21 protein-coding genes are annotated in these 22,287 nt (G+C 63.1%); 10 read left to right on the top strand and 11 right to left on the bottom strand.

Going from position 1 to position 22,287, the window contains the following annotated elements; translation table 11 throughout:
* Positions 1-27: 27 nt before the first annotated feature.
* Positions 28-1,662 (bottom strand): AMP-binding protein, encoded by a 1,635-nt coding sequence (locus tag AC07OV_RS17665; protein ID WP_495092665.1) that lies wholly within the window; start codon positions 1,660-1,662, stop codon positions 28-30.
* Positions 1,663-1,812: 150 nt separating this feature from the next.
* Between AC07OV_RS17665 and AC07OV_RS17660 the strand changes: the two genes are divergently transcribed.
* Genes AC07OV_RS17660 through AC07OV_RS17645 form a run of 4 tightly spaced genes read left to right on the top strand, consistent with a single transcriptional unit; the run spans position 1,813 to position 7,339 of the window.
* The gene (locus tag AC07OV_RS17660; protein ID WP_495092664.1) at positions 1,813-2,976 is read left to right on the top strand and encodes an isovaleryl-CoA dehydrogenase; all 1,164 of its coding nucleotides are present in this window, start codon (positions 1,813-1,815) and stop codon (positions 2,974-2,976) included.
* Positions 2,977-2,987: 11 nt separating this feature from the next.
* A complete protein-coding gene (locus AC07OV_RS17655; protein WP_495092663.1) occupies positions 2,988-4,595 on the top strand; it encodes a carboxyl transferase domain-containing protein in 1,608 nt (535 codons plus the stop codon).
* 15 nt (positions 4,596-4,610) lie between these two features.
* The gene (locus AC07OV_RS17650) at positions 4,611-5,417 is read left to right on the top strand and encodes a gamma-carboxygeranoyl-CoA hydratase (RefSeq protein ID WP_176998867.1); all 807 of its coding nucleotides are present in this window, start codon (positions 4,611-4,613) and stop codon (positions 5,415-5,417) included.
* Positions 5,414-7,339, top strand: coding sequence for an acetyl/propionyl/methylcrotonyl-CoA carboxylase subunit alpha (locus tag AC07OV_RS17645; protein WP_495092662.1), 1,926 nt, complete (start codon positions 5,414-5,416; stop codon positions 7,337-7,339). Before AC07OV_RS17650 ends, AC07OV_RS17645 begins: the two co-directional genes overlap by 4 nt.
* Here AC07OV_RS17645 and AC07OV_RS17640 read toward each other — a convergent pair.
* Entirely contained in the window at positions 7,336-7,974 is a 639-nt protein-coding gene (locus tag AC07OV_RS17640) for a LexA family protein (protein WP_495092661.1), read from the bottom strand. The two genes, AC07OV_RS17645 and AC07OV_RS17640, sit on opposite strands and share 4 nt — an antisense overlap.
* A 131-nt stretch (positions 7,975-8,105) precedes the next feature.
* On the opposite strand from AC07OV_RS17640, the gene AC07OV_RS17635 reads away from it, so the two are divergent.
* Together AC07OV_RS17635 and AC07OV_RS17630 are read left to right on the top strand one after the other, a co-directional pair.
* Positions 8,106-8,456 carry a DUF6124 family protein gene (locus AC07OV_RS17635; RefSeq protein ID WP_176998870.1) on the top strand — a complete coding sequence of 117 codons (351 nt, stop codon included), beginning with the start codon at positions 8,106-8,108 and terminating at the stop codon, positions 8,454-8,456.
* A 464-nt stretch (positions 8,457-8,920) separates the two neighbouring features.
* Complete coding sequence (locus AC07OV_RS17630; RefSeq protein ID WP_494996425.1) at positions 8,921-10,072, top strand: M14 family metallopeptidase; 1,152 nt, start codon at positions 8,921-8,923, stop codon at positions 10,070-10,072.
* Between the two features lie 92 nt (positions 10,073-10,164).
* Here the strand turns inward: AC07OV_RS17630 and AC07OV_RS17625 are convergent, their stop codons facing one another.
* Together AC07OV_RS17625 and AC07OV_RS17620 are read right to left on the bottom strand one after the other, a co-directional pair.
* Positions 10,165-10,704: a cytochrome b gene (locus AC07OV_RS17625; RefSeq protein WP_495092660.1), complete on the bottom strand. Its 540-nt coding sequence runs from the start codon at positions 10,702-10,704 to the stop codon at positions 10,165-10,167.
* The gene (locus AC07OV_RS17620) at positions 10,701-11,783 is read right to left on the bottom strand and encodes a catalase family peroxidase (protein WP_495092659.1); all 1,083 of its coding nucleotides are present in this window, start codon (positions 11,781-11,783) and stop codon (positions 10,701-10,703) included. Before AC07OV_RS17620 ends, AC07OV_RS17625 begins: the two co-directional genes overlap by 4 nt.
* A gap of 168 nt (positions 11,784-11,951) precedes the next feature.
* On the opposite strand from AC07OV_RS17620, the gene AC07OV_RS17615 reads away from it, so the two are divergent.
* Together AC07OV_RS17615 and AC07OV_RS17610 are read left to right on the top strand one after the other, a co-directional pair.
* Positions 11,952-12,458, top strand: a complete 507-nt coding sequence (locus AC07OV_RS17615) for a sigma-70 family RNA polymerase sigma factor (RefSeq protein ID WP_494996422.1) — start codon at positions 11,952-11,954, stop codon at positions 12,456-12,458.
* The gene (locus AC07OV_RS17610; RefSeq protein WP_494996421.1) at positions 12,455-13,204 is read left to right on the top strand and encodes an anti-sigma factor family protein; all 750 of its coding nucleotides are present in this window, start codon (positions 12,455-12,457) and stop codon (positions 13,202-13,204) included. Before AC07OV_RS17615 ends, AC07OV_RS17610 begins: the two co-directional genes overlap by 4 nt.
* On the opposite strand, the gene AC07OV_RS17605 is transcribed toward AC07OV_RS17610, so the two are convergent.
* The 7 genes from AC07OV_RS17605 to AC07OV_RS17575 form a co-directional block, all read right to left on the bottom strand.
* On the bottom strand, positions 13,201-14,187 hold the full coding sequence (locus AC07OV_RS17605) for a Csu type fimbrial protein (RefSeq protein WP_494996420.1): 987 nt from the start codon (positions 14,185-14,187) through the stop codon (positions 13,201-13,203). The two genes, AC07OV_RS17610 and AC07OV_RS17605, sit on opposite strands and share 4 nt — an antisense overlap.
* Positions 14,188-14,210: 23 nt before the next feature.
* Positions 14,211-16,547, bottom strand: a complete 2,337-nt coding sequence (locus tag AC07OV_RS17600) for a fimbria/pilus outer membrane usher protein (protein WP_494996419.1) — start codon at positions 16,545-16,547, stop codon at positions 14,211-14,213.
* Between the two features lie 100 nt (positions 16,548-16,647).
* Positions 16,648-17,442 (bottom strand): fimbrial biogenesis chaperone, encoded by a 795-nt coding sequence (locus AC07OV_RS17595; RefSeq protein WP_494996418.1) that lies wholly within the window; start codon positions 17,440-17,442, stop codon positions 16,648-16,650.
* Positions 17,443-17,467: 25 nt separating this feature from the next.
* Positions 17,468-17,968: a Csu type fimbrial protein gene (locus tag AC07OV_RS17590; RefSeq protein WP_494996417.1), complete on the bottom strand. Its 501-nt coding sequence runs from the start codon at positions 17,966-17,968 to the stop codon at positions 17,468-17,470.
* A 4-nt stretch (positions 17,969-17,972) separates the two neighbouring features.
* The gene (locus tag AC07OV_RS17585) at positions 17,973-18,515 is read right to left on the bottom strand and encodes a Csu type fimbrial protein (protein WP_178918842.1); all 543 of its coding nucleotides are present in this window, start codon (positions 18,513-18,515) and stop codon (positions 17,973-17,975) included.
* An 18-nt stretch (positions 18,516-18,533) separates the two neighbouring features.
* Complete coding sequence (locus AC07OV_RS17580) at positions 18,534-19,076, bottom strand: Csu type fimbrial protein (protein ID WP_259175307.1); 543 nt, start codon at positions 19,074-19,076, stop codon at positions 18,534-18,536.
* Positions 19,070-19,570 carry a Csu type fimbrial protein gene (locus AC07OV_RS17575; protein ID WP_494996476.1) on the bottom strand — a complete coding sequence of 167 codons (501 nt, stop codon included), beginning with the start codon at positions 19,568-19,570 and terminating at the stop codon, positions 19,070-19,072. The genes AC07OV_RS17580 and AC07OV_RS17575 overlap by 7 nt, the downstream gene beginning before the upstream one ends.
* A 215-nt stretch (positions 19,571-19,785) precedes the next feature.
* On the opposite strand from AC07OV_RS17575, the gene zapE reads away from it, so the two are divergent.
* Together zapE and AC07OV_RS17565 are read left to right on the top strand one after the other, a co-directional pair.
* Entirely contained in the window at positions 19,786-20,880 is a 1,095-nt protein-coding gene (gene zapE, locus AC07OV_RS17570) for a cell division protein ZapE (protein ID WP_494996416.1), read from the top strand.
* A 39-nt stretch (positions 20,881-20,919) separates the two neighbouring features.
* A complete protein-coding gene (locus AC07OV_RS17565) occupies positions 20,920-22,215 on the top strand; it encodes a protein kinase (protein ID WP_495092658.1) in 1,296 nt (431 codons plus the stop codon).
* The last annotated feature ends 72 nt before the right edge of the window (positions 22,216-22,287 follow it).

Here is a 22,287-nt window from a genome sequence, read left to right as displayed (position 1 = left end):
TCCGGAGCAGTAGACATGCACTGCCTCTTAGCGGTCGTTGCGCAACTCCTCGATACTGATCTCGCGCATGCGGAATTTCTGGATCTTGCCCGTTACCGTCATCGGAAACTCCTCCACGAACTTGAAATGCCTGGGAGTCTTGAAGTGCGCGATGCGGCCCTTGCACCAGGTTTGCAATTCCAGTTCATTGGCCACATGGCCGGGGTGGAACTTGACCCAGGCGACGATCTCTTCGCCATAACGCTCATCCGGAATGCCGATGACCTGCACATCCGCCACCGCAGGGTGAGTGAAGAAAAACTCCTCCAGCTCGCGCGGGTACACGTTCTCGCCGCCCCGGATGATCATGTCCTTGTTACGCCCGGCGATGCACACGTAGCCGTGCTCATCCATGGTCGCCAGGTCGCCGGTGTGCATCCAGCCAGCCTCGTCGATGGCCTCACGGGTGCCGTCAGGGTTGTTCCAATAGCCAAGCATCACGCTGTAGCCACGGGTGCACAGCTCACCGATTTCACCGCGGGCAACCGTGTTGCCATCGGCGTCGATGATTTTGTTTTCCAACTGCGGCTGTGTGCGGCCGACGGTGGTGACGCGCCGGTCCACGTCGTCGTTGGCACCGGTCTGCAGGGACACCGGGCTGGTTTCGGTCATGCCGTAGGCGATCTGCACCTCGCCCATGTGCAACTCGCTGATGACCCGACGCATCACCTCGATGGGGCACGTGGCGCCAGCCATGATGCCAGTGCGCAGGGTGGCCAGGTCCAGCTCGCCCCGGCGTGGGTGGTCGAGCATGGCGATGAACATGGTCGGCACGCCGTACAGGCCCGTGGCGCGTTCTTCGGCAACGGCGGTGAGCGTGAGTAACGGGTCGAAGCCGTCATTGGGGTAGATCATGGTGGTGCCGTGGGTGATGCAACCCAGGTTGCCCATCACCATGCCGAAACAGTGATACAGCGGCACCGGGATCACCAGGCGATCCTGCGCGGTCAGGCCCAGGCTTTCACCGACCATGTAGCCGTTGTTGAGGATGTTGTGGTGGCTGAGGGTGGCGCCCTTGGGAAACCCGGTGGTGCCGGAGGTGTACTGAATGTTGACGGGCTGATCGAAGTGCAGGCTGGCCTGGCGTGTGTGCAGTTGCACGGGCGGGACGCCAGCCCCAAGCACCGCCAACTGCGACCAGGGCATGAAGCCTTCAGGCGGGCTGGGGTCCAGGCTGATGATGCCGCGCAGGTCGGGTTTCAGTTCCTGGAGCATGGCGTGGTAGTCGGAGCTCTTGAACGAACCGGCGCACACCAGCCAAGAGCAGCCCGACTGCTTGAGCACGTAGTCCAGCTCACTGCTGCGGTACGCCGGGTTGATGTTGACCAGGATCACCCCGAGCTTGGCGCTGGCGATCTGGCTGATGCACCACTCGGCGCAGTTGGGCGCCCAGATGCCCAGGCGGTCGCCGGCCTGCATGCCCAGGGCCAGGAAGGCGCGGGCGTGCAGCTCAACGGCGTCGGCCAGTTGCCGCCAGGTATAACGACGCTGTTGATGGCGCACCACCAGGGCCTCGCCCTCGGGGAATTGCGCAACGGTGCGATCGAACGCCTGGCCAATCGTCATGGCCAGCAAGGTCTTGTCCTGAGAGCCACGGCTGTAGCTCTGATTCGGTTGATCCATAACGACCCCTGTTGTCTTTTTTGTAGGTTGACGTAAACGTAAACTACGATTGACAGCGCCGTAACGCAAGCTTACGTTAACGTAAAGGTGAGCGCCCGCCCCTGGCGCGCCACCCACACAAAAACAACGCTCACATTAAGGTGCCTGTCCATGAGTTACCCGTCCCTGAACTTCGCCCTCGGTGAAACCATCGACATGCTGCGCGAACAGGTGCAGCACTTCGTAGCCAAGGAAATCGCACCTCGCGCGGCACAGATCGACAGCGACAACCTGTTCCCCGCCGACCTGTGGCGCAAGTTCGGTGACATGGGCCTGTTGGGCATCACCGTGCCGGAAGAGTACGGCGGCGCGGGCCTGGGTTACCTGGCCCACGTGGTGGCCATGGAAGAGATCAGCCGGGGGTCGGCCTCGGTGGCGTTGTCCTACGGCGCCCACTCCAACCTGTGCGTGAACCAGATCAACCGCAACGGCAATCACGCACAAAAACTCAAGTACCTGCCTCAATTGATCAGCGGCGAACACGTCGGCGCCCTGGCCATGAGCGAGCCGAATGCTGGCTCCGACGTAGTGTCGATGAAACTGCGCGCCGACAAACGCGGCGACCATTACGTGCTCAACGGCAGCAAGACCTGGATCACCAACGGCCCCGACGCCAGCACCTACGTGATCTACGCCAAGACCGACCTGGAGAAAGGCGCCCACGGCATCACCGCGTTCATCGTCGAGCGCGATTGGAAGGGTTTCAGCCGCAGCAACAAGTTCGACAAGCTGGGCATGCGCGGCTCCAACACCTGCGAGCTGTTCTTCGATGACGTGGAAGTGCCCGAAGAAAACATCCTCGGCACCCTCAACGGCGGCGTGAAAGTGTTGATGAGCGGCCTGGACTACGAACGCGTGGTGCTCTCCGGTGGCCCCACCGGGATCATGCAGGCGTGCATGGACCTGATCGTGCCCTATATCCACGACCGCAAGCAGTTCGGCCAGAGCATCGGCGAATTCCAGCTGATCCAGGGCAAGGTCGCCGACATGTACACCCAGCTCAACGCCAGCCGCGCCTACCTCTACGCCGTGGCCCAGGCGTGCGAGCGCGGTGAAACCACGCGCAAGGACGCCGCCGGGGTGATCCTCTACAGCGCCGAACGCGCCACGCAAATGGCCCTTGATGCGATCCAGATTCTCGGCGGCAACGGCTACATCAACGAGTTTCCCGCCGGCCGCCTGCTGCGCGACGCCAAGCTGTACGAAATCGGCGCCGGCACCAGTGAGATTCGCCGGATGCTGATCGGCCGCGAACTCTTCAACGAAACCCGCTGAAGGAGCGCGCCATGGCCACCTTGCACACCCAGCTCAACCCGCGTTCGGCGGAGTTCGCCACCAACAGCGCCGCCATGCGCCAGCAGGTCGACGCCCTGCACACCCTGCTCGCCCACGTGCAGCAAGGGGGCGGCGCCAAGGCCCAGGAGCGGCACACCTCACGGGGCAAACTGCTGCCGCGTGAACGCATCAATCGCCTGCTGGACCCGGGCTCGCCATTTCTGGAACTCAGCCAACTGGCCGCCCATCAGGTGTATGGCGAAGACGTACCGGCAGCCGGGGTGATTGCCGGGATCGGTCGCGTGGAAGGCGTGGAATGCATGATCGTCGCCAACGACGCCACGGTGAAAGGCGGCTCCTATTACCCGCTCACCGTGAAAAAGCACCTGCGTGCCCAGACCATCGCCGAACAGAACCGCTTGCCGTGCATCTACCTGGTGGACTCCGGCGGCGCCAACCTGCCACGCCAGGACGAAGTGTTCCCGGACCGTGAGCACTTCGGGCGGATCTTCTTCAACCAGGCCAACATGAGCGCCCAGGGCATCCCGCAGATCGCGGTGGTCATGGGTTCCTGCACCGCCGGTGGCGCCTATGTGCCAGCCATGGCGGATGAAGCGATCATGGTGCGCCAGCAAGCCACCATTTTCCTCGCCGGGCCACCGCTGGTGAAGGCGGCCACAGGTGAAGTGGTCAGCGCCGAAGACCTCGGTGGTGCCGATGTGCATTGCAAGATCTCCGGCGTGGCCGACCACTATGCCGACAGCGACGAACACGCCCTGGCCCTGGCGCGACGCAGTGTGGCCAACCTCAACTGGCGCAAACAGGGCCAGTTGCTGCAACGCACGCCGGTGGCGCCGCTGTACAACAGCGAAGAGTTGTACGGGGTGATCCCGGCCGATGCCAAGCAGCCGTTCGACGTGCGCGAAGTGATCGCGCGGCTGGTGGACGGTTCGGTGTTTGATGAATTCAAGGCGCTGTTCGGCACCACCTTGGTGTGTGGCTTTGCGCACCTGCACGGCTACCCGATTGCGATCCTCGCCAACAACGGGATCCTGTTTGCCGAGGCCGCGCAGAAAGGCGCGCACTTTATCGAGCTGGCCTGCCAGCGTGGCATTCCCCTGCTGTTCCTGCAGAACATCACTGGCTTCATGGTCGGCCAGAAGTACGAGGCCGGCGGCATCGCCAAGCATGGCGCCAAGCTGGTCACCGCCGTGGCCTGCGCCAAGGTGCCGAAGTTCACCGTCATCATCGGCGGCAGCTTTGGGGCCGGTAACTACGGCATGTGCGGCCGCGCCTATGACCCGCGTTTTTTGTGGATGTGGCCGAACGCGCGCATTGGCGTGATGGGCGCCGAACAGGCCGCTGGCGTACTGGTGCAGGTCAAGCGTGAACAGGCTGAACGGGCTGGCAGCGAATTCAGCGCCGAAGAAGAAGCGGCGATCAAGCAGCCGATCCTCGACCAATACGAGACCCAGGGCCACCCCTACTACTCCAGTGCCCGCCTGTGGGACGACGGCGTGATCGACCCGCTGCAGACCCGTGACGTGCTGGCCCTGGCCCTGTCCGCTTCGCTGAATGCCCCCATCGAGCCGAGCCGCTTCGGCGTGTTCCGCATGTAAATGGAGCTGTACCCCATGAGCGATTTCAACACCCTCGAACTGATCACCGACAGCCGTGGCTTTGCCACCCTGTGGCTCAGTCGTGAAGCAAAGAACAACGCGTTCAACGCCGAGATGATCCGCGAACTGATCATCGCCCTCGACCGAGTGCAAGGCGATCCGTCCCTGCGCTTTCTGCTGCTGCGCGGACGCGGCAAGCATTTCAGCGCCGGAGCCGACCTGGCCTGGATGCAGCAATCGGCCGAGCTGGATTACCACACCAACCTGGATGATGCCCGCGAACTGGCGGAGCTGATGTACAACCTGGCCAAGTTGAAGATCCCCACGCTGGCGGTGGTTCAAGGCGCGGCCTACGGCGGTGCGCTGGGCCTGATCAGTTGCTGCGACATGGCGATTGGCGCCGATGACGCGCAGTTCTGTCTGTCAGAAGTGCGCATCGGCCTGGCACCGGCGGTGATCAGCCCGTTCGTGGTGCAGGCCATCGGCGAACGTGCGGCGCGGCGGTATGCCCTGACCGCCGAACGTTTCGACGGCCAGCGCGCCCGGGAAATCGGCTTGTTGGCCGACAGCTACCCCGCCAGCGAACTGGACCTGCAGGTGCAGCTGTGGGTCGCCAACCTGCTGCAGAACAGCCCGGCCGCCATGCGTGCCAGCAAGGATTTGCTGCGTGAAGTCGGTAATGGCGCCCTGACACCGGCCCTGCGCCGCTATTGCGAAAACGCCATTGCGCGGATTCGCGTCAGCACCGAGGGCCAGGAAGGCTTGCGCGCATTCCTGCAAAAACGCCCGCCCAGCTGGCAAGCACAGGAGCCGCGCTCATGAGCACACTGACCACCCTGCTGGTGGCCAACCGTGGCGAGATTGCCTGCCGCGTGATGCGCACTGCCAAGGCCATGGGCCTGACCACCGTGGCCGTGCACAGCGCCACTGACCGCGACGCGCGACATAGCCGTGAGGCGGACATTCGCGTGGACCTGGGCGGCAGCAAAGCCACCGACAGCTACCTGCAAATCGACAAGCTGATCACTGCCGCACAGGCCAGTGGCGCCCAGGCGATCCACCCGGGTTACGGTTTCTTGTCGGAAAACGCCGGCTTCGCCCGTGCCATTGAAGCAGCGGGCCTGATCTTCCTCGGCCCGCCTGCCTCGGCCATCGATGCCATGGGCAGCAAATCTGCCGCCAAGGCGCTGATGGAAACCGCCGGCGTGCCGCTGGTGCCCGGCTATCACGGTGAGGCGCAGGACCTTGAAACCTTCCGCGCCGCCTGCGAGCGCATCGGCTACCCGGTGCTGCTCAAAGCCACGGCCGGTGGCGGCGGCAAGGGCATGAAGGTGGTCGAGGAGGTCAGCCAACTGGCCGAAGCCCTGGCCTCTGCCCAGCGTGAGGCGCTGTCGTCCTTCGGCAACGGGCAAATGCTGGTGGAGAAATACCTGATCAAGCCGCGTCATGTGGAGATTCAGGTGTTTGCCGATCAGCACGGGCATTGCCTCTACCTCAACGAGCGCGACTGTTCGATTCAGCGTCGCCATCAAAAGGTCGTGGAAGAAGCACCGGCGCCAGGCCTGAGCGTCGAGCAGCGCAAAGCCATGGGTGAAGCCGCCGTGCGCGCTGCCCAGGCCATCGGCTATGTGGGCGCCGGTACCGTGGAATTTTTGCTGGATGCCCGTGGCGAATTCTTCTTCATGGAGATGAACACACGCTTGCAAGTGGAACACCCGGTGACCGAGGCGATCACCGGCCTGGACCTGGTGGCCTGGCAAATCCGTGTCGCACAGGGCGAGGCGCTGCCAATCACCCAGGAGCAGGTGCCGCTGATCGGCCATGCGATTGAAGTGCGCTTGTACGCTGAAGACCCGGCGAATGATTTCCTGCCGGCCACCGGGCACCTGGCGCTGTACCGCGAATCTGCCCCAGGCCCTGGGCGACGTGTGGACAGCGGCGTTGCACAAGGGGACGACGTGTCGCCGTTCTACGACCCGATGCTCGGCAAGTTGATCGCCTGGGGCGAGGACCGTGAGCAAGCACGCCTGCGGTTATTGAGCATGCTCGATGAGTTTGCCGTGGGCGGCCTGAAGACCAACCTGGGTTTTCTGCGCCGGATCATCGGCCACCCGGCCTTTGCGAGCGCCGAACTGGATACCGGGTTCATTCCGCGCTATCAGGACCAATTGTTGCCGACCGCCGGCGCCCTGAGCGATGAGTTCTGGCAGGCGGCGGGCGCGGCTTATATGCAGAGCTTGCCGGCCGGTGATGGGCCTTGGGCGGACACCCGCGGGTTCCGGGCGGGGCTGCCTGCGGAGGTTTCGCTGCATTTGAGCTGCAATGGACAGGATCGGTTGGTGACGTTGCAGGGGGATGCCTTCAGGTTGCACGGCGAGCAGTTGTCGAGCGAGCACCAAGGCGTGCGTCGCAACCTTCTGGCCGTACGCAGCGAGGGCGGCGTGTTCCTGCGCTGGGACGGCGAGATGCACGCCATCAGCCTGTTCGACCCGATTGCGGCGGTCGAGGCCAACCAGTCTCACCAGGGCGGCCTCACGGCGCCCATGAACGGCAGCATCGTGCGCGTGTTGGTTGAAGTCGGCCAAAGCGTGGAAGCCGGCGCGCAACTGGTGGTGCTGGAGGCGATGAAGATGGAGCACAGCATTCGCGCGCCTGAGGCCGGGATGGTCAAGGCACTGTTCTGCCAGGAGGGTGAAATGGTGGCCGAAGGCAGCGCGCTGGTGGAGCTGGAAACGGCGGGCTAGAACTTCGCCTTGGCTTGCACGACAACGCCGAGGATGCGGCAGTCGTCAGTGAGCAGTTGTTTGGGGTAAGTGGGATTGAGCGGCGTCAGGTAGAGCTGGCCGCTCTCTTCCATCAACTGGCGGAAGGTGGCGTGAGTGCTGTTGGCCCATTGTGCGACCACCAGCCTGCCGGGTTCGGCTTCTATGGCCGGGTCTACCAGGATCATCATGCCAGCGCCGACGCTCAAGCCGCTGGGGGCCGCCATGGCGTCGCTGGTTACCGGCAGCCAGAACGCCTCGCCTTCGCACCGATAATCTGTCAGTTCGAATCGTTGGGCGTCATAGCGCGCGGGTTCTTCGCGGATTTCGCACAGGCCCCTCCAGTCGCTGACCGGGTAACGGAAATACGGCGTGTAGGGTTTTATCGGTGGCGGATCCTGTTCAGCGCCCCGCTCGCGAATCTCAAGCACCACTTCCAGCTCATCAAGCCCCAATGCTTGCAACAGCCGGTTCATGTCTTCCAGGCTCGGCACGCGACGTTTGTTGAGCCAGTGGCCCACACCGCCCTGGGACATGCCCAGGCGTTCGGCCAGTTGGTCCTGCGTGACCTTGCGGTCTTTCATGTTGGCCTTGACCAACGCTATCCAGTTATCCATGGGGCCTGACAATACGTCGCGTATTTTTCAGGGCAATAAACAGTTTGTAGTAATCCATAAAACGACATAAATACGATACGTACTATCATCGATCATATGGTTTTCGACACCCCCACAGAGTACCGACCCTTATGACGACAAGCCCGTACCTCCTGCCTGAAACCGCTGAAAACGATGAGTTGCACGACATGTGCAGCAGCAGCGCCGCCCAACGTGCGCTGGACTATTACTTGAAAGAGGATGTGTCGGCCCCCGTGCCGGACGGCGCCCTGTTTGCCATCAAGCCCGGCATCAGCCAGGAGGAAGCGTTGGTGCACGCTTCTGACCTGTTGCGCAGTGCGGCGGCCACGGCCTATGAGTCTGCGAGCAGCCATCATGGCAATCAACGCGACCTGGCATTTTCAGTGGTGTATTTGATCGATATGGCGAAGGCGATGGTGGAGCGGTCGTTGCAGGCGCAGCAGGCATCGGCAAACGTGTAACGGGCGCGAAAGAAAAATATTTCTATCCCTCGGATAAAAACATTTGACTTGCAAATGATAATGATTATTATTGGACGCAGCTGGTCGCGAGATCAGTCGATAGACCAAGGGACCTTAGGTCGGACTCTTGGAATATCTCCTCATCAGGCTAATCACGGTTTTTGACCCGGCTCTTTGGCCGGGTCTTTTTTTTGCCAGTTTCCCTGGCGTGGCTTCAGGCTAATGAAGACTGTGTGTTGCTTGATGGCGCGCATGGTAGCAAAAGACCATCGCCAAAAGAAAGCCGAACGAGCGCTCTAGCCCGGATCTTTAAGAAATAGCGCTTGAGAATCAATCTCATAGATTCTAAGCTGCTGGCGCGTCAAGGATGACGCCCCCTCCCCATGCAACAATTTTGCATCAAGATTTTGCCCGACTCCTGTGTAAGATATCTGCCACAACACAGCTAATCAGGCGACCCGACCATGACCGTGGCCTTGACCTCCATCAAGATCAGCACCGACTTCGACAGCGGCAACATCCAGGTCCTGGATGCCAGCGACGCCTATCAGTTGCTGCTGGCGATCAACCCCGACACCCGTAGCCCACATTTCCAATGGTTCCACTTCAAGGCCGAAGGCATGCATGTGGGCCACACCCACACCTTCCGCCTAAGCAATGCGGGCCAGTCTTCGTATAAGCATGCGTGGAGCGGCTACAACGCAGTGGCGTCCTACGACCATATCAACTGGTTCCGTGTGCCCACGCGTTTTGATGGCGAGATCCTGCACATCAGCCTGGAAACCCGCGAAAAGCACGCCTGGTTCGCCTACTTCGAACCCTATAGCCGCGAGCGCCATGACTGGCTGATCGAGCAGGCCCTGAACGGTGCCGGCACCCAGCTGCTGGCCACCGGCAAGAGTGCCGAAGGCCGTGACATCCAGTTGCTGCGCCGGGGCAAAGGTGGCGAAGGTCGCCGCAACGTGTGGATCATTGCCCAGCAACACCCTGGCGAACACATGGCCGAATGGTTCATGGAAGGCATCATCGAGCGCCTGCAACAGGACGGTGACGCCGAGCTGAAAAAGCTCCTGTCCGTGGCCGACCTGTACCTGATCCCCAACATGAACCCCGACGGCGCCTTCCACGGCCACCTGCGCACCAACGCCATGGGCCAGGACCTCAACCGTGCCTGGCAGAGCGCCAGCCAGGAAATCAGCCCGGAAGTGCTGTTCGCCCAGCAGCAAATGGATAAGTACGGCGTGGACCTGTTCCTCGACATCCACGGAGACGAAGAAATCCCCTACGTCTTCACCGCAGGCTGCGAGGGCAACCCGGGCTACACCCCGCGTATCGAAGGCCTTGAAAAACATTTCCGCAGCCACTTGAGCGCCCTCACCCGCGACTTCCAGACCGCCCACGGCTACACCCGCGACCTGCCGGGCGAAGCCAACATGACCCTGGCCTGCAACGCCGTTGGCGAGAAGTACGACTGCCTGTCCCTGACCCTGGAAATGCCGTTCAAGGACAACGACGACGCGCCCAACCCGAAAACCGGCTGGTCCGGTGAGCGCTCCAAGCAGTTGGGCAAGGACGTATTGAGCACGGTCGCCGACATCGTGACCATCCTGCGCTAACCCTTTGTAGGAGCCGGCTTGCCGGCAATGAGGCCCTTGATAACAGCAAGAATTTCAAGGACGCCATCGCCGGCAAGCCGGCTCCTACACGGTCAGCGTTTGCTGCCGGTCATGCTTTGCAACACACCGTCGCGTCGGATCAGCCCATGGAACAACGCTGCCGCCAGGTGCAACAGCACCGTCAAGAACAGCAGGTAAGCCAGAAAGCCATGGGCCTTGCGCAACACCGCAAACAACGGCGCATTGGCACCCACCAAGGCTGGCAACTGCACCGAGCTGCTGAGCATCACCGGGTCGCCCGCCGCTGAGATCATCGCCCAGCCCAGCACCGGCAACACCAGCATCAAGGCGTACAGCACGATATGGGACGCCTTGGCTGCCAACACTTGCCACAGGGGCAAGTCGGCCGGCAACGGCGGCTGACGCGTTGAAAAGCGCACCACCAGCCGCACGATCACCAACGCCAGGATCGCGATCCCCAGCGGTTTGTGCAGGTGGATCAGCCATTCATGGCGCTCCGACACTGATGCCACCATGCCCGCGCCGATAAACAGCATCGCGATGATCATCAACGCCATCAGCCAGTGCAGCAAGCGCGCCAGAGGGGCGAAAAACCGCGGTTGAACATTCATGGCTTCGACTCCTGAGGGGCACTGTGCAAGGGGCTGACTTCACCGGCACGACGCAAGTACGAACTGGCATACGCAGCCGAGCGTGCCGCCAGCAGCGGGTCGTTGGAAGCCTCGATACCACTGGGTAGAACCAGCGGATCGAAGTTGATATCACGGCAATCGCCGTCCGCTTGCGGTTGACTGCCCTGCAACACCAGGGTGCCGGCGTTCAACACCTTGTGTTCACCGCTCCAGGCCTTGCTGGCATCGTCCAGTGGGTCGCCAGGGTTGGCCAACGTCATGTTCAACTGCCAGCGCAACGGCCCCAAGGCCAGGCGCTGCACCAGGTCTTTTTCGAGGAAGTCGCTGCCTGCCGGAGCAACGTCGCCCGGCGCGTCCTGGCTTTGTGGCACTACGCCCCACCGCACTGCCTGGCGCTTGCCATCGGCACTCACCAGGAAAAACGCGTTGATCCCGTTATAGGTTTCCGTCGCGTAGCTGGCGGACGGCTTGGCCGTCTTGACCCACGCCAAAAACGGCGCGGTTTCAGGGTGCGCGGCAAAGAACGCCGGCATGTTCGCCGGGTTCGGCTTGCCAGTGGCCGGGTCGGGTGCGCCGGCCTGGAGCATCTGGTAGAACGCCTGCGGCGTGCCCACCGGGAACACCGGCATGCTGTTCATCCCGGTGCGCCACTGCTGACCGTTGGCCTGGCTGAACTGCAACGCAAAACTGCGGATTGGCACGCTGCTGTCCGGTGCGTAAGGGTTACCGCTGGGCAGGGCAAGCCGACCGATCACCGGGGTCTTGGCCTCGCTGAACACCTGGGCGCTGGAGTAGGCACGCGCCTCTGGGCTGCTCTCGAAGTAACCCGCCACGCACAGACCCTTGGCATGGTTGCGACGGAAGCCCGGGTGGATGCCGTTATTGGTTTCCAGGGCATTGACCAGGGTCTTGGGCCGCAGGCGCTGTGGGTCGAGTGTGCCGTTGACGTAGGCAAATGCCCCGGCAACGACCGCAACCACGGCACCGATACCGATGAGCCGTGCGATCAGGCTCGCCGTGCTCAACGGGGGACGCGGCGGTGATGAGTGATCTACCATGAAGAAACTCCAGGGCCAAAGGCCTTAGGGGTGGAACATAAGGTCGGAGCATTAAGACGAACGCCGATCTGCTCTATTCCCTGGCCCTGGATTTATTTTGGGGAGCGGGGAATAACCTTCAACGCCGGACGTCTCTCTAGTCCCAGCGTAGTGATCAGCCAGCCGACCATGCATGAACTCGACGAACAGTTACGTGAACTCATCCCCAGGTTGCGGCGCTTTGCCGTGTCCCTGACCCGTAACGCCAGCAGCGCCGACGACCTGGTGCAATCGACCCTGGAACGGGCGATCATCCGCTGGGCCGACAAACGCCTCGAAGGCGACCTGCGCGCCTGGCTGTTCTCGATCCTCTACCGCCAGTTCCTCGATGCGCACCGTCGCAGCCGACGCTATGCGCGCATGCTCGAATTCTTCACCGGCCGCGATGATGCGCAACCGTCAGTCGAACGCACGGTGATGGCCCAATCGACCCTGCAAGCCTTCGACCAACTCAACACCGAACAGCGCGCCTTGCTGCTGTGGGTGTCGGTCGAAGGCTTGAGCTACAAGGAGGTCGCCGAGATCCTCGACGTGCCCGTCGGCACCGTGATGTCGCGCCTGTCCCGGGCGCGCCAAGCCTTGCGTCAACTCAGTGATGGCGAAATAGCCAGCCCTTCCCTGCGGATACTCAAATGATCAGCCTGCCCCCCAGCGAACGCGATTTGCATGCCTACGTCGATCACCAACTGCTGGAGAGTGATCGCCGTGTGCTCGAAACCTACCTGGCCGCCCACCCCGACGTTGCCGCCCAGGTCCAGGCCTGGCAACAGGATGCGCAATTACTGCGCGCCTCATTGAGTGGTACTTTGCAGCAACCGGCCAACCCCAAGCTGGACCCCGCGCTGATTCGCCAGCGCATCCGGCATCAGTCCCGTCGCCACCTGGCAACGGCCGCCGTGTTGCTGATAGCCGTCAGCCTTGGCGGCGTTGGCGGCTGGCATGCCCGCGAGGTCACTCAACCGCCGATGTTGCCGATGGCCGATGCGATGCAAGCGTTCCGCCTGTTTGCCCAGGACGGCATTCTGCCCGCCGACTACAACACTCAGGGCAACAGCAATATGCAGGCCTGGCTCGACCGCTATTTCAACCAGGCCCATCGTTTGCCCGACCTCAGCGCCTCCGGTTTCACACCGGTCAGCGGGCGCCTGCTGACCACCGAATCCGGGGCGGCGGCGATGGTGGTGTATGAAAACCGTGAAGGCCACAAGATCAGTTTCTACATTCGCCCACCGGGCCCGGAGAACAACTTCCTGCCCCGGGGCAGCCGCAGCGCCGACGGTTTGCAGGCCGAATACTGGTCCGGCGCCGGCTATAACTATGCGATGGTCAGCCCCAACGATGAACCGACCGCGCGGCTGATCAAGCAGACGATCAAGTTCTAGAACCCCACGTCGAGCACCACGTTGTCGAGGTAGGTACCGCCCGGCGGCGTGGCCTGGTCGGTGTAGATCTTGGCGTTGTAGTTGAACACCTGGCTACCGGTGCCCAGGCCGTTGCCGGGGTTGACCTCGGCGGTGGAGCTGTCTCGCCGTGCAGCGCCGACACTGCCCCAGCGCGTGGTGCCGGCGCTCTTGAAGATGTCGTAAGCCAGGTAGTTGCTGCCCGAAATCATCCGCCGACGCCCGCCCACGCTGACCGCGTTCTGGCCATCGCTCAAACCCACACTGTAGGCACTGCCCTTGGTGCAGGAGATGCTGATGGTCTGGCCGGTGACCGGGGTAAAGGCGCTTATCACCGGTGCACTGCCAAAGCTGATGTTGGGCGCGGTGATCTGGCAGTCGTTGGTGACGGTCATGCTCACCGTCAGCGTGCGGGTCTGGGGCGTAAGGTTTCTGTCACGCAGCACACACAAGGACCCTACCCCCAGGCCGATGCAGTAATCCCAGCTCCAGGCCAGGTTCAGCACTTCGGTGTAGACCCCCGCCGCCACGTTGCTGCCCGTGATGCTGCCGAAGTACAGCGGCATGGTCTTGTTGCCCGGGCCGCTCAACAGCCCGGCAGCGGTAGCCAGGCCATTGGGGCCGAAGTCGAACTGGCTGTTACGATTGATCGGAAAGTTGGTGGTGTTGTTGCCGTAGACCGTATAGCCGATCACATCACCGGTGGGGCCGACCAGGCCGCCCGTCAGCGAGCTGATGGTCAGGTAGAAGTGATCGTTGGTGCCCAACGCGATCAGCGACGACCCGCAGCTCAAGCCGGCGTTCTGGGTCGAACTGCCTTGCGAGGCCGTGCGCACGTTGATCGAACTGACCGAGCCAAAGCTGGCCGGTGTCGTCGCCACCACCGAACACAGTGCCATCGCCTGCCCCGACACCCCAAGGCTGGCGCTCGCCAACACGCTGTAAAGCCATCCCTTGCCCCTCACCCGCTCGCTCCTTGCTCAGTCGCTCATTGGCACACCAACGGCCCGATCAGGGGCACGTCCGGTTGTTGCACATCCATCTCAAAGGTCGCCTGGCAGGTACGCCCGCCCACCATCGTGACCTGCAAAGTGTTGTGGGCCGCCAGGTTTTCCAGGTAGACCAGCCCCTCCCAGCCCACCACCGCCTGGGTGTTGCTTTGCTCGTGCACCACCAGGCTGCCCAAGGGCAATTCCTGGTGCTGGCCGTCTACCAGGGTGATGCTCGCGGCGATCACCCGACGCAGCGGAAACTCCAGCAGGTAACCGCTACCCCGGCGCACCGACACCCGCTGCTCCACGTTCGGGCTCTGGATATTCGGTGGCAGGTTGAGCGGATCAATCTCATATTTGGCACGGTAGTAAGCGCTGCTCCAGGGCACCAGCAGGTGCCCGTTACGGTCGGTCTGGCCCACCAACTGATTCTCGTAGCGCACCGGAATCCCGGCGAAACCCTGGGTGCTCACCACCACAAAGGCATCGTTGATACGATTGGCGGCGAAGGTATCGCCGCCCATCCACACCAACGAACCGCTGGCATCCGCCCAGCGCGTCTCGGCATCGCTGCTGCCGTAGACACCGGCCTGCAACTGCACCGACTGCAAGCGCCAGGTCAGGTCGGCCTGGCGGTAAGTCGGCCCGTCGCCCTGGGCGTAGCCGAGGTTGTAACCCACCCCGCCATCGCTGGGCACCGAGCTGCTGTAGTTGATGCGCTGGCGACTGGCACCGTCCTTGCTGCGTTCGCTGCTCAGGGCCAGGCTGCCATTGAGGTCGAACGGGATCACCAGTTGTGCCTGCACGGCCCAGTTGCTGTCGCCGACCTCACGGTTGGCCGACAGGTAAAAACTGGTATTGCGCCACAGCGGCTTGCTCCAGCTCAGGTTGAGCAGGCGTGTGCGCGAATCGTCCGCGGCCTGCACGTCGAAATAGCCCACGCCCAGGCTGCCGAAACGCTCCAGGTTGAGGCTGAGCGTAACCTGTTCGCTGCGCTTGCTGAGGCTCGCGTAAGGGGTGTCCACCAAGGTCAGGTCAGCGTATTCGTTGTGCCGCTCCACGCGCTGGTACGACAGGCTGTAGCGCGTGCTGTTGTACTGATAACCCAGGCTCAGTTGCTGGCCATTGCGACCGTCGAACTGGCTCTGGCTGAGGGCTGTATTGAGGATGCCGAAGTTGCCCAGACGCAGATTGCCGCCCAGGCCACCGAGGGTCAGGTCACTTGACGCTTCGGCGTGGCTTTCCAGGGTCAGGTTGTCGGAGTAGCCATAGCGAAAGGTGCCACTGGCCACGCCCGGCCCATAGGCAAAATCCCGTACGGTGTAATCGCGGCGCAAGGTCCCGGCCGCCACAGAGAAATCCGTCAGCCCCTTTTGCAGCAAAGTACTGGTGACATAGAACGGCACCGTGGTCGACACTTGGCGCCCCAAGGCGTCCGTAGTCACCACCACCGCCTCGCCGGCACCGTTGATGAAGGGCACGTTAGTGAGGGTGTACGGCCCCGGCTGCAACAAGGCGCTCTCGGATTTGTAGCCATTGATAAACAGGTCCACCGACGAGGGCACCGCCGCCTCGCCGGCAAACTGCGGCAACGGATACGTCACCAGGTCCGGTCGCACCGCGAAATCCCGCGAGAACTGCACCCCACCCAGACGTACCGAACTGCTCCAGGGCAGCGACCCGCTGATCACGTCGCCAGCCTCGTAAGTGAGCATCCGTTCGTCATCGGAGAAACGCCACGTCGTGTCATAACGGCGATAGCCGTTGTTGAGGGTGCTGTTGCTCACATTGCCCGACAGAGTCTGACGGTATTGCCCGGTGTTGGACAAAGTGCCCCACGTGTCGAACAGCCGTACTTCGTTCCAGCCGGCCAGGTAGCTGCCACCTTCGTCGGTGTCGTTGAAGTACAGGTCATAGTTGAGCAAGGCACCGAAGCTGCTCATGGCCTGAGTGCGCGGGTAGGTATTGCGGTTGCCGATGAACTGTTCCTGCAACCACGACGGCGGCACATCCAGCAACAGGCGCTGGCCGTTGCTGTCGTAGTCGCTGTGCAGGCCGGGCAGCTTGTCCAGGGCGATACTGCCGGTGGGATCACCGGGCAGTTTCATGCCGACGTCCTGCAACGCGCTGGCGGGCACATACAGCTCGCCCGCCCGTTGATCGACCGCGATGACGCGGCCGGTGTCCATCTGGTTGACCACCAGTTCCAGAAACAGCTGTGCATCGGCGACAGCCTCCATACTGCTCGGGGGCGGCGGCAGGTCACCAGCCACCCCCGGAAGCGCCAACATCGCGCCCCACAGCCCGCTCACCACTGCCACCGACGGCCACATACAACGAGCCCGACCACGACTCACACATGGCGTTGTGTCCTTCAATGGACATCTCCATCCTGTTGAACCCGGGGTTTACCCCGTCCCGCTGCCTACTCCGTTATCGCGCCGGCGCCAGCGCTTCCACCTGCGCCGCGCCATTGATCCGCACTTGCAACGGCTGGTCGGCTGACACCGCCTCCGGCACCGGCCAGCGCATCGTCGCGCCCGGCAGCACATAGCCCAGCAGGCCGTCCGCCACAGGTCGTGTCTGACCGCCTTGTTTGAACGACGCGTCGGTGAGTCGCGCATGCACGGCGCCCTGGTTGCGTACCTCGATGTAACTGCGCCCGGCAACCGAGACCTTGCGCCAGCTCAAATCCGGTTTGCCGGCGCCCTTGGGATCGCGCTGGCGGGTGGCGTCCTCCTTGCTCCACAGACCCGCGCCGTACGCAAACAACGGCACCGAGTAGCGCATCTGGAAGCGAATCGCCGCCGCCGTGTTCTTGCCTTCCGGTGGGGTCGGCACCTGCAAGGGCGAAGGGATTTCATCGATGATGATGCGGTAGGCCAGCTCTTGCCCGGGTGGCACTTCACGGGTGCGCGTCAGGCGCACCAGCTGTTTCTGCCCCGGCTCGATCTTCGCCACGGGCGGGCTGCCGATGACGTCGCGCTGGTTCTGGTATTGCTCGTCGAAGCCGTTCTGGCTCCAGGCGAATACACGAATCTGCAAGTTGGCCGTCTCGGTGCCACGGTTTTCCAGCCACAACGCACTGGCCTGCTGGTCGGCCTCCAGCACCGGATCGATCGGCCAGATCAGCACCGAACTGGCCGCCTGCACCGCCACCACATTGCTCAATGCCCCCGCCAACACAGCAAAACCCGCGGCCCACAACCGCCGGGAAGGTGAACGCATAAAACCACTCCTCATACCCATAGCCCTACCACGACAATTGCACCTGCAACGTGTCGCTGTACGTCCCCCCAGGCTGATTGCCCGGTAACTGCACCCGCCCGTAGATAGGCAGGCTGATGTTGTTTGCATCGCTGTAGGTCACGTTGACGCTCTGACTGATCCCCAGGCCCTGACTGAACGCTGCATCCTGAAACAACTGATACGCCACCCGTGCAGTGCCGGTATTGAGCTGCAAATTGCGCCCGGTGTTGCTGTGCAGGCCGCCGTTGACGCTCATGCTCAGCGTCACCCCCGGCGTGCATTGCAGGGTCACACCACCGATCAGGGCGGCGCTCACCGTACTGGTGGACAGCGCCGAATAACTGCCATAGGTCAGCGCCCCATAGTTGGAGCCGCCCCCCACCACCAGGCAGCCGGGGGTGACAGTGGCGCTCACCTGGAAGCTCTGGCTGGTCACCGCCGACAACGGCAGTGGCACCACCAGCCCACACGCCAGCAACGCCCTCACCCACCCAGACCGGATCATGACGCTAGAACGTCAGTTCCACGGCCACGGTGTCGGTGTAGGTGCCCGCCGGCAACCCCGCCTTGCCCACCGCACGACCGTAGAGATTCACGGTTTGCGCCACGCCGGTGCTGGTGGCGAGGGCGATCACGCCATCGATGGCCAGCAGCGAGGAATGCCCGCTGTCGGTGTAGAAGTCATAGGGCACAAAGTTGCCGAGACCATCGGCCAGCGCCCGAGTGCCGCCGGCGGAGGCATTGTCATGGGCCCCCGCACGCACTTTGATAGTCGGCGCAGTCCCCGCCGAGCACAGCACCGACAACGCTCCGCCCGTACCGGTACCGCCCAGCAACTGGGCGTCGGCGTTGGTGAACAGGCTGTTGGTAGTACCGAAGTTGAGGCTACCGAAGTTCAACCCGCTGGCCGCGCCGGACCCGTTGACCTGGCAACTGGCAATCAGCGTCAGGCTGGAGGTGATCTGGCCGGTCACGGTGGTGGCCGCATTGAGGCTGGAGGCCATCGCCAGGCCCAGCGCACAAACGCCTAATCGCGATACGAGTACATGCATGATATCCATCCTCATGGTTTACCAATCCAGAGTCACCGTCAGGGTGTCTGTGTAGATGCCGGCCGGTAAGGCCCTGGTATTCGCCACCACCGAGCCGAATACCGGAATTGGTATCTGCGCGCCCCGGGTCACGACGAAATTACGCTGCTGGCCGATGTTGTAGGTGCTGTGCCCCAACGGATCGGCCGAAAGTCGATACGGTATGGTCTGGGTGCCGTTGCTCAGACGCCGTGTGGTGCCGTCACCGTGGGCGCCGCCGTCGATGGTCACGGTAAAGCTGCTGACCACCGACGGGTTGCATGACACTGACAGCGGCGCCTTGTCGCCGTCGGTGACGCCCGCCGCCAAGGTGTTGTTCCAGGTCGGCCCCTGGCTGCCGAAGTCCAGGAGCGCTGTGCCACCTGTAGGACTCACCGGCGCACTTTCAACGCTGCTGACCTGGCAACTGGCAGTGATCACCAGGCGCGCATGAATCTGCCCGCTGGCGACCGCCGCCCAGGCGTCATCGGCGAGCAGCAACAAGCCGCCGAACGCCGCCAGGGCCAGGCTGCGACTCACCATGTGACGGTCACCTTGAGCAGGTCGCTGTAGCGACCGACGGCGGGAATTTCCTTGAGCGGCTCGATGCGGCCGTACAACGGCAGGTCAACGCTGCCGGTGTCCGGCACGCGACCGCTAAGTGGTTCATTCACCGGCAATGGAATGCGCCGCGCGGCGTCGGCGTAGAGTCGGTAGGGAATGGGTTTGGTGGACGGTGCCGAGGCGGCGAGGTAACGCACATCGCCTATGCCGCCATGCAGGCCGCCGTCGACGCGCACTTGGTAAGGGGTGTCGGGGTTGCATTCCAGCCGCGGCTGGCGCTGGCTAATCAGGGCCGCACTCAGGGGGCCGGCCGGGTCATCCAGACGCGGGCCGCTGCCAAAATCCAGTACGCCAAGCTGCTCGATGCCAGCGCTGCGGGTGGTGCCCACCAGCTGGCAGCCCCGCTGCACGTCGATCCGCACCTCCACCTGGAGTTGCGCACCGTAACCCGTGCTGCAGAACATCGCGCCCATGACTGCCAATACCGCTCGTCCCTTCACTGCCCCAAATCCTTATACAGGGGTGACTGCTGTGTATGAGGTTAGTCACTCAGGGGGAAACTGCCAGTCTGGGCGGGTTCAGCGCTGCGCCATGCCTTTTCGAGATAGCTGGCAGCGCCCTTCTCTATTGGTCAAATCGTGGCGGGCACCCTAAAGTGGGCGACCCTCGAAATACAGAGTGACCTGCATTGGCCGTGCTTTCCCTAATCCGGCGCCTGCTCGGCAAACCCACCGAAGCCTTGGGCACATCGCCGATCCCGGCGTTCTTCCAGGCCAAGGCCGAGCAACAGGGCTACACCCTCAGCGACGGCCAGACCCGGGCAATTGCCGCCCTGGCCCGCGAAACCGGGCACCTGCTCGCTGGCCAGCCTACCCGCAGCCTGTACCTGCACGGCCCGGTGGGGCGTGGCAAAAGCTGGCTGCTGGACGGTTTTTTCCAGGCCCTGCCGATTGCCGAGAAACAGCGCGTGCACTTCCACGCTTTCTTCGCCCAATTGCACCGGGGCATGTTCAAGCACCAGGCCGATGAAGATGCCTTGGGCGTCACCCTGGATGAGCTGCTGGCGGGCTGTCGCGTACTGTGTTTCGACGAGTTCCATGTCCACGACATCGGCGACGCGATGCTCATCAGCCGCTTATTCAAGGCGTTGTTCCAGCGCGGCATACTGGTATTGGTGACATCCAACTACGCGCCCGAAGGGTTGTTGCCCAACCCGCTGTATCACCAGCGGTTCAAGCCAGTGATCGACCTGATCGCCGCGCGCATGGAAGTGTTGGAGGTCAGCTCGCCGCAAGACTTTCGCAGCCTGCCCCAGGCCCACGCGCAGCAGCGCTTCACCAGCGGCCACTACGTATGGCCCGGCAGCGTCGAGCAGCGTGAGGCCCTCGGACTGCCCGCTGCCGATTGCCCGCCACAACCCTTGCCCGTCGGCACCCGCCAGCTGACCTGCCGCAGCCGCCAGGGGCGCACCATCGCCTTTACCTTCAATGACCTGTGCGAGCAGCTCACCGCCGTGATGGATTACCTGCTGCTGTGCCAGGACGTTGACCACTGGATCATCGACGGGCTGCCGCAACTGGCTGACAGCCCGATCGCCGTGCAGCAGCGCTTCATCAACCTGGTCGACGTGCTCTACGACCAGGACAAGCGCCTGACCCTGATCGGCCGACAGCCCCTGGCGGAATCGCTGGAAGGCCAGGCCATCGACCTGGCTCGCACCGCCAGCCGCCTGGGCCAATTGCAATCGGTGAGCCCGCAACACTCGCCCGACCCGGTATCATGAGCGCCATTTACACCCTCTTGCCGAGTGATCGCGCCGTTCATGAATACCCTCGCCCAACTCAAGGCCAGCCAACTGGCCGGCATCAAACGCCTGGACCTGTCCTGCGGGCTGACTGAATTCCCGCCGGAGATCTTCGAACTGGCCGACTCGCTGGAAATCCTCAACCTTACGGGCAACGCCCTGAGCCGCCTGCCCGACGACCTGCACCGCCTCACGCACCTGCGCGTGCTGTTCTGCTCGGACAACGCCTTTACCGAACTGCCGGAGTGCCTGGGCCAGTGCGCCAACTTGAGCATGATCGGCTTCAAGGCCAACGGGATCGCTCACGTGCCCGCCGCTGCGTTGCCGCCGTTGTTGCGCTGGCTGATCCTCACCGATAACCACATCAGCGAACTGCCTGACGAACTGGGCGAGCGGCCCTTGCTGCAAAAACTGATGCTGGCCGGCAACCGGCTGACGGCGCTGCCCCGGAGCCTGGTCAACTGCAAGAACCTGGAACTGCTGCGCATCGCCTCCAACCGCTTTACCCAGTTGCCACAGTGGCTATTGACCCTGCCAAGCCTGACCTGGCTGGCCTACGCGGGCAACCCGGTGGAGATGGCGGTGGACGTGTCGGCCGACGACGCGACGCCGGATATCGCCTGGTCAGAACTGGAACTGGCCGAGGTGCTGGGTGAAGGGGCTTCGGGCGTTATCCGCAAAGCGCTGTGGAAGCCTGCCGCCAAGCCGGTCGCGGTCAAGCTGTACAAAGGCACGATCACCAGCGATGGCTCGCCCCTGCACGAAATGCAGGCCTGCATCGCGGCCGGGCTGCACCCGAACCTGATCAAGGTCGAAGGCCGTGTGGTCGGCCATCCGGACGACGGGGCTGCACTGGTCATGGACCTGATCGACCCAAGCTACCGCAACCTCGCGGCCCTGCCGAGCCTGGCGTCGTGCACCCGCGACATTTATGAGCCGGGTACTCGCTTTAGTCTCGAAGTAGCGCTGCGCATGGCGCGGGGGATTGCTTCGGTGGCGGCCCATCTGCACCGGCATGGCATCACCCACGGCGATCTCTACGGCCATAACATCCTGTGGAATGAAGCCGGTGATTGCCTGCTGGGGGATTTTGGCGCGGCGTCGTTCCATGCCACGGCGGATACCGAGGAAACCCGCGCATTGCAGCGGATCGAGGTCAGGGCGTTCGGGGTGTTGCTGGGGGAACTGTTGGAGCGGGTAGAGACGGGGACGGTTGATCAAGCGTTGATCGCGTTGCAGCAACGTTGCTGCCAGCCCGATGTGCTCGCACGACCAGCCTTCAGCGAAATCGAAACGACGCTGCAAACCGTGTAGGAGCACGGGGGGGGGGGGGGGGGGGGGGGGGGGGGGGGGGGGGGGGGGGGGGGGGGGGGGGGGGGGGGGGGG

It is taken from the genome of Pseudomonas sp. GW821-FHT09A09 (assembly GCF_059418405.1).
The sequence above is the reverse complement of the archived record's forward strand: the minus strand, read 5'-3'. Positions and strand labels throughout refer to the sequence as shown.

Excerpts from the sequence above, each read along its gene's own strand:
- AC07OV_RS17590 (WP_494996417.1), bottom strand. The coding sequence starts at position 17,968 with ATGATCCGGTCTGGGTGGGTGAGGGCGTTGCTGGCGTGTGGGCTGGTG.
- AC07OV_RS17600 (WP_494996419.1), bottom strand. The coding sequence starts at position 16,547 with ATGTGGCCGTCGGTGGCAGTGGTGAGCGGGCTGTGGGGCGCGATGTTG.
- AC07OV_RS17650 (WP_176998867.1), top strand. The coding sequence starts at position 4,611 with ATGAGCGATTTCAACACCCTCGAACTGATCACCGACAGCCGTGGCTTT.
- AC07OV_RS17635 (WP_176998870.1), top strand. The coding sequence starts at position 8,106 with ATGACGACAAGCCCGTACCTCCTGCCTGAAACCGCTGAAAACGATGAG.
- AC07OV_RS17580 (WP_259175307.1), bottom strand. The coding sequence starts at position 19,076 with ATGGTGAGTCGCAGCCTGGCCCTGGCGGCGTTCGGCGGCTTGTTGCTG.
- AC07OV_RS17620 (WP_495092659.1), bottom strand. The coding sequence starts at position 11,783 with ATGGTAGATCACTCATCACCGCCGCGTCCCCCGTTGAGCACGGCGAGC.
- AC07OV_RS17615 (WP_494996422.1), top strand. The coding sequence starts at position 11,952 with ATGCATGAACTCGACGAACAGTTACGTGAACTCATCCCCAGGTTGCGG.
- AC07OV_RS17575 (WP_494996476.1), bottom strand. The coding sequence starts at position 19,570 with ATGGGCGCGATGTTCTGCAGCACGGGTTACGGTGCGCAACTCCAGGTG.
- AC07OV_RS17625 (WP_495092660.1), bottom strand. The coding sequence starts at position 10,704 with ATGAATGTTCAACCGCGGTTTTTCGCCCCTCTGGCGCGCTTGCTGCAC.
- AC07OV_RS17585 (WP_178918842.1), bottom strand. The coding sequence starts at position 18,515 with ATGCATGTACTCGTATCGCGATTAGGCGTTTGTGCGCTGGGCCTGGCG.
- AC07OV_RS17595 (WP_494996418.1), bottom strand. The coding sequence starts at position 17,442 with ATGCGTTCACCTTCCCGGCGGTTGTGGGCCGCGGGTTTTGCTGTGTTG.
- AC07OV_RS17655 (WP_495092663.1), top strand. The coding sequence starts at position 2,988 with ATGGCCACCTTGCACACCCAGCTCAACCCGCGTTCGGCGGAGTTCGCC.
- AC07OV_RS17565 (WP_495092658.1), top strand. The coding sequence starts at position 20,920 with ATGAATACCCTCGCCCAACTCAAGGCCAGCCAACTGGCCGGCATCAAA.
- AC07OV_RS17665 (WP_495092665.1), bottom strand. The coding sequence starts at position 1,662 with ATGGATCAACCGAATCAGAGCTACAGCCGTGGCTCTCAGGACAAGACC.
- AC07OV_RS17645 (WP_495092662.1), top strand. The coding sequence starts at position 5,414 with ATGAGCACACTGACCACCCTGCTGGTGGCCAACCGTGGCGAGATTGCC.
- AC07OV_RS17640 (WP_495092661.1), bottom strand. The coding sequence starts at position 7,974 with ATGGATAACTGGATAGCGTTGGTCAAGGCCAACATGAAAGACCGCAAG.
- AC07OV_RS17630 (WP_494996425.1), top strand. The coding sequence starts at position 8,921 with ATGACCGTGGCCTTGACCTCCATCAAGATCAGCACCGACTTCGACAGC.
- AC07OV_RS17660 (WP_495092664.1), top strand. The coding sequence starts at position 1,813 with ATGAGTTACCCGTCCCTGAACTTCGCCCTCGGTGAAACCATCGACATG.
- AC07OV_RS17610 (WP_494996421.1), top strand. The coding sequence starts at position 12,455 with ATGATCAGCCTGCCCCCCAGCGAACGCGATTTGCATGCCTACGTCGAT.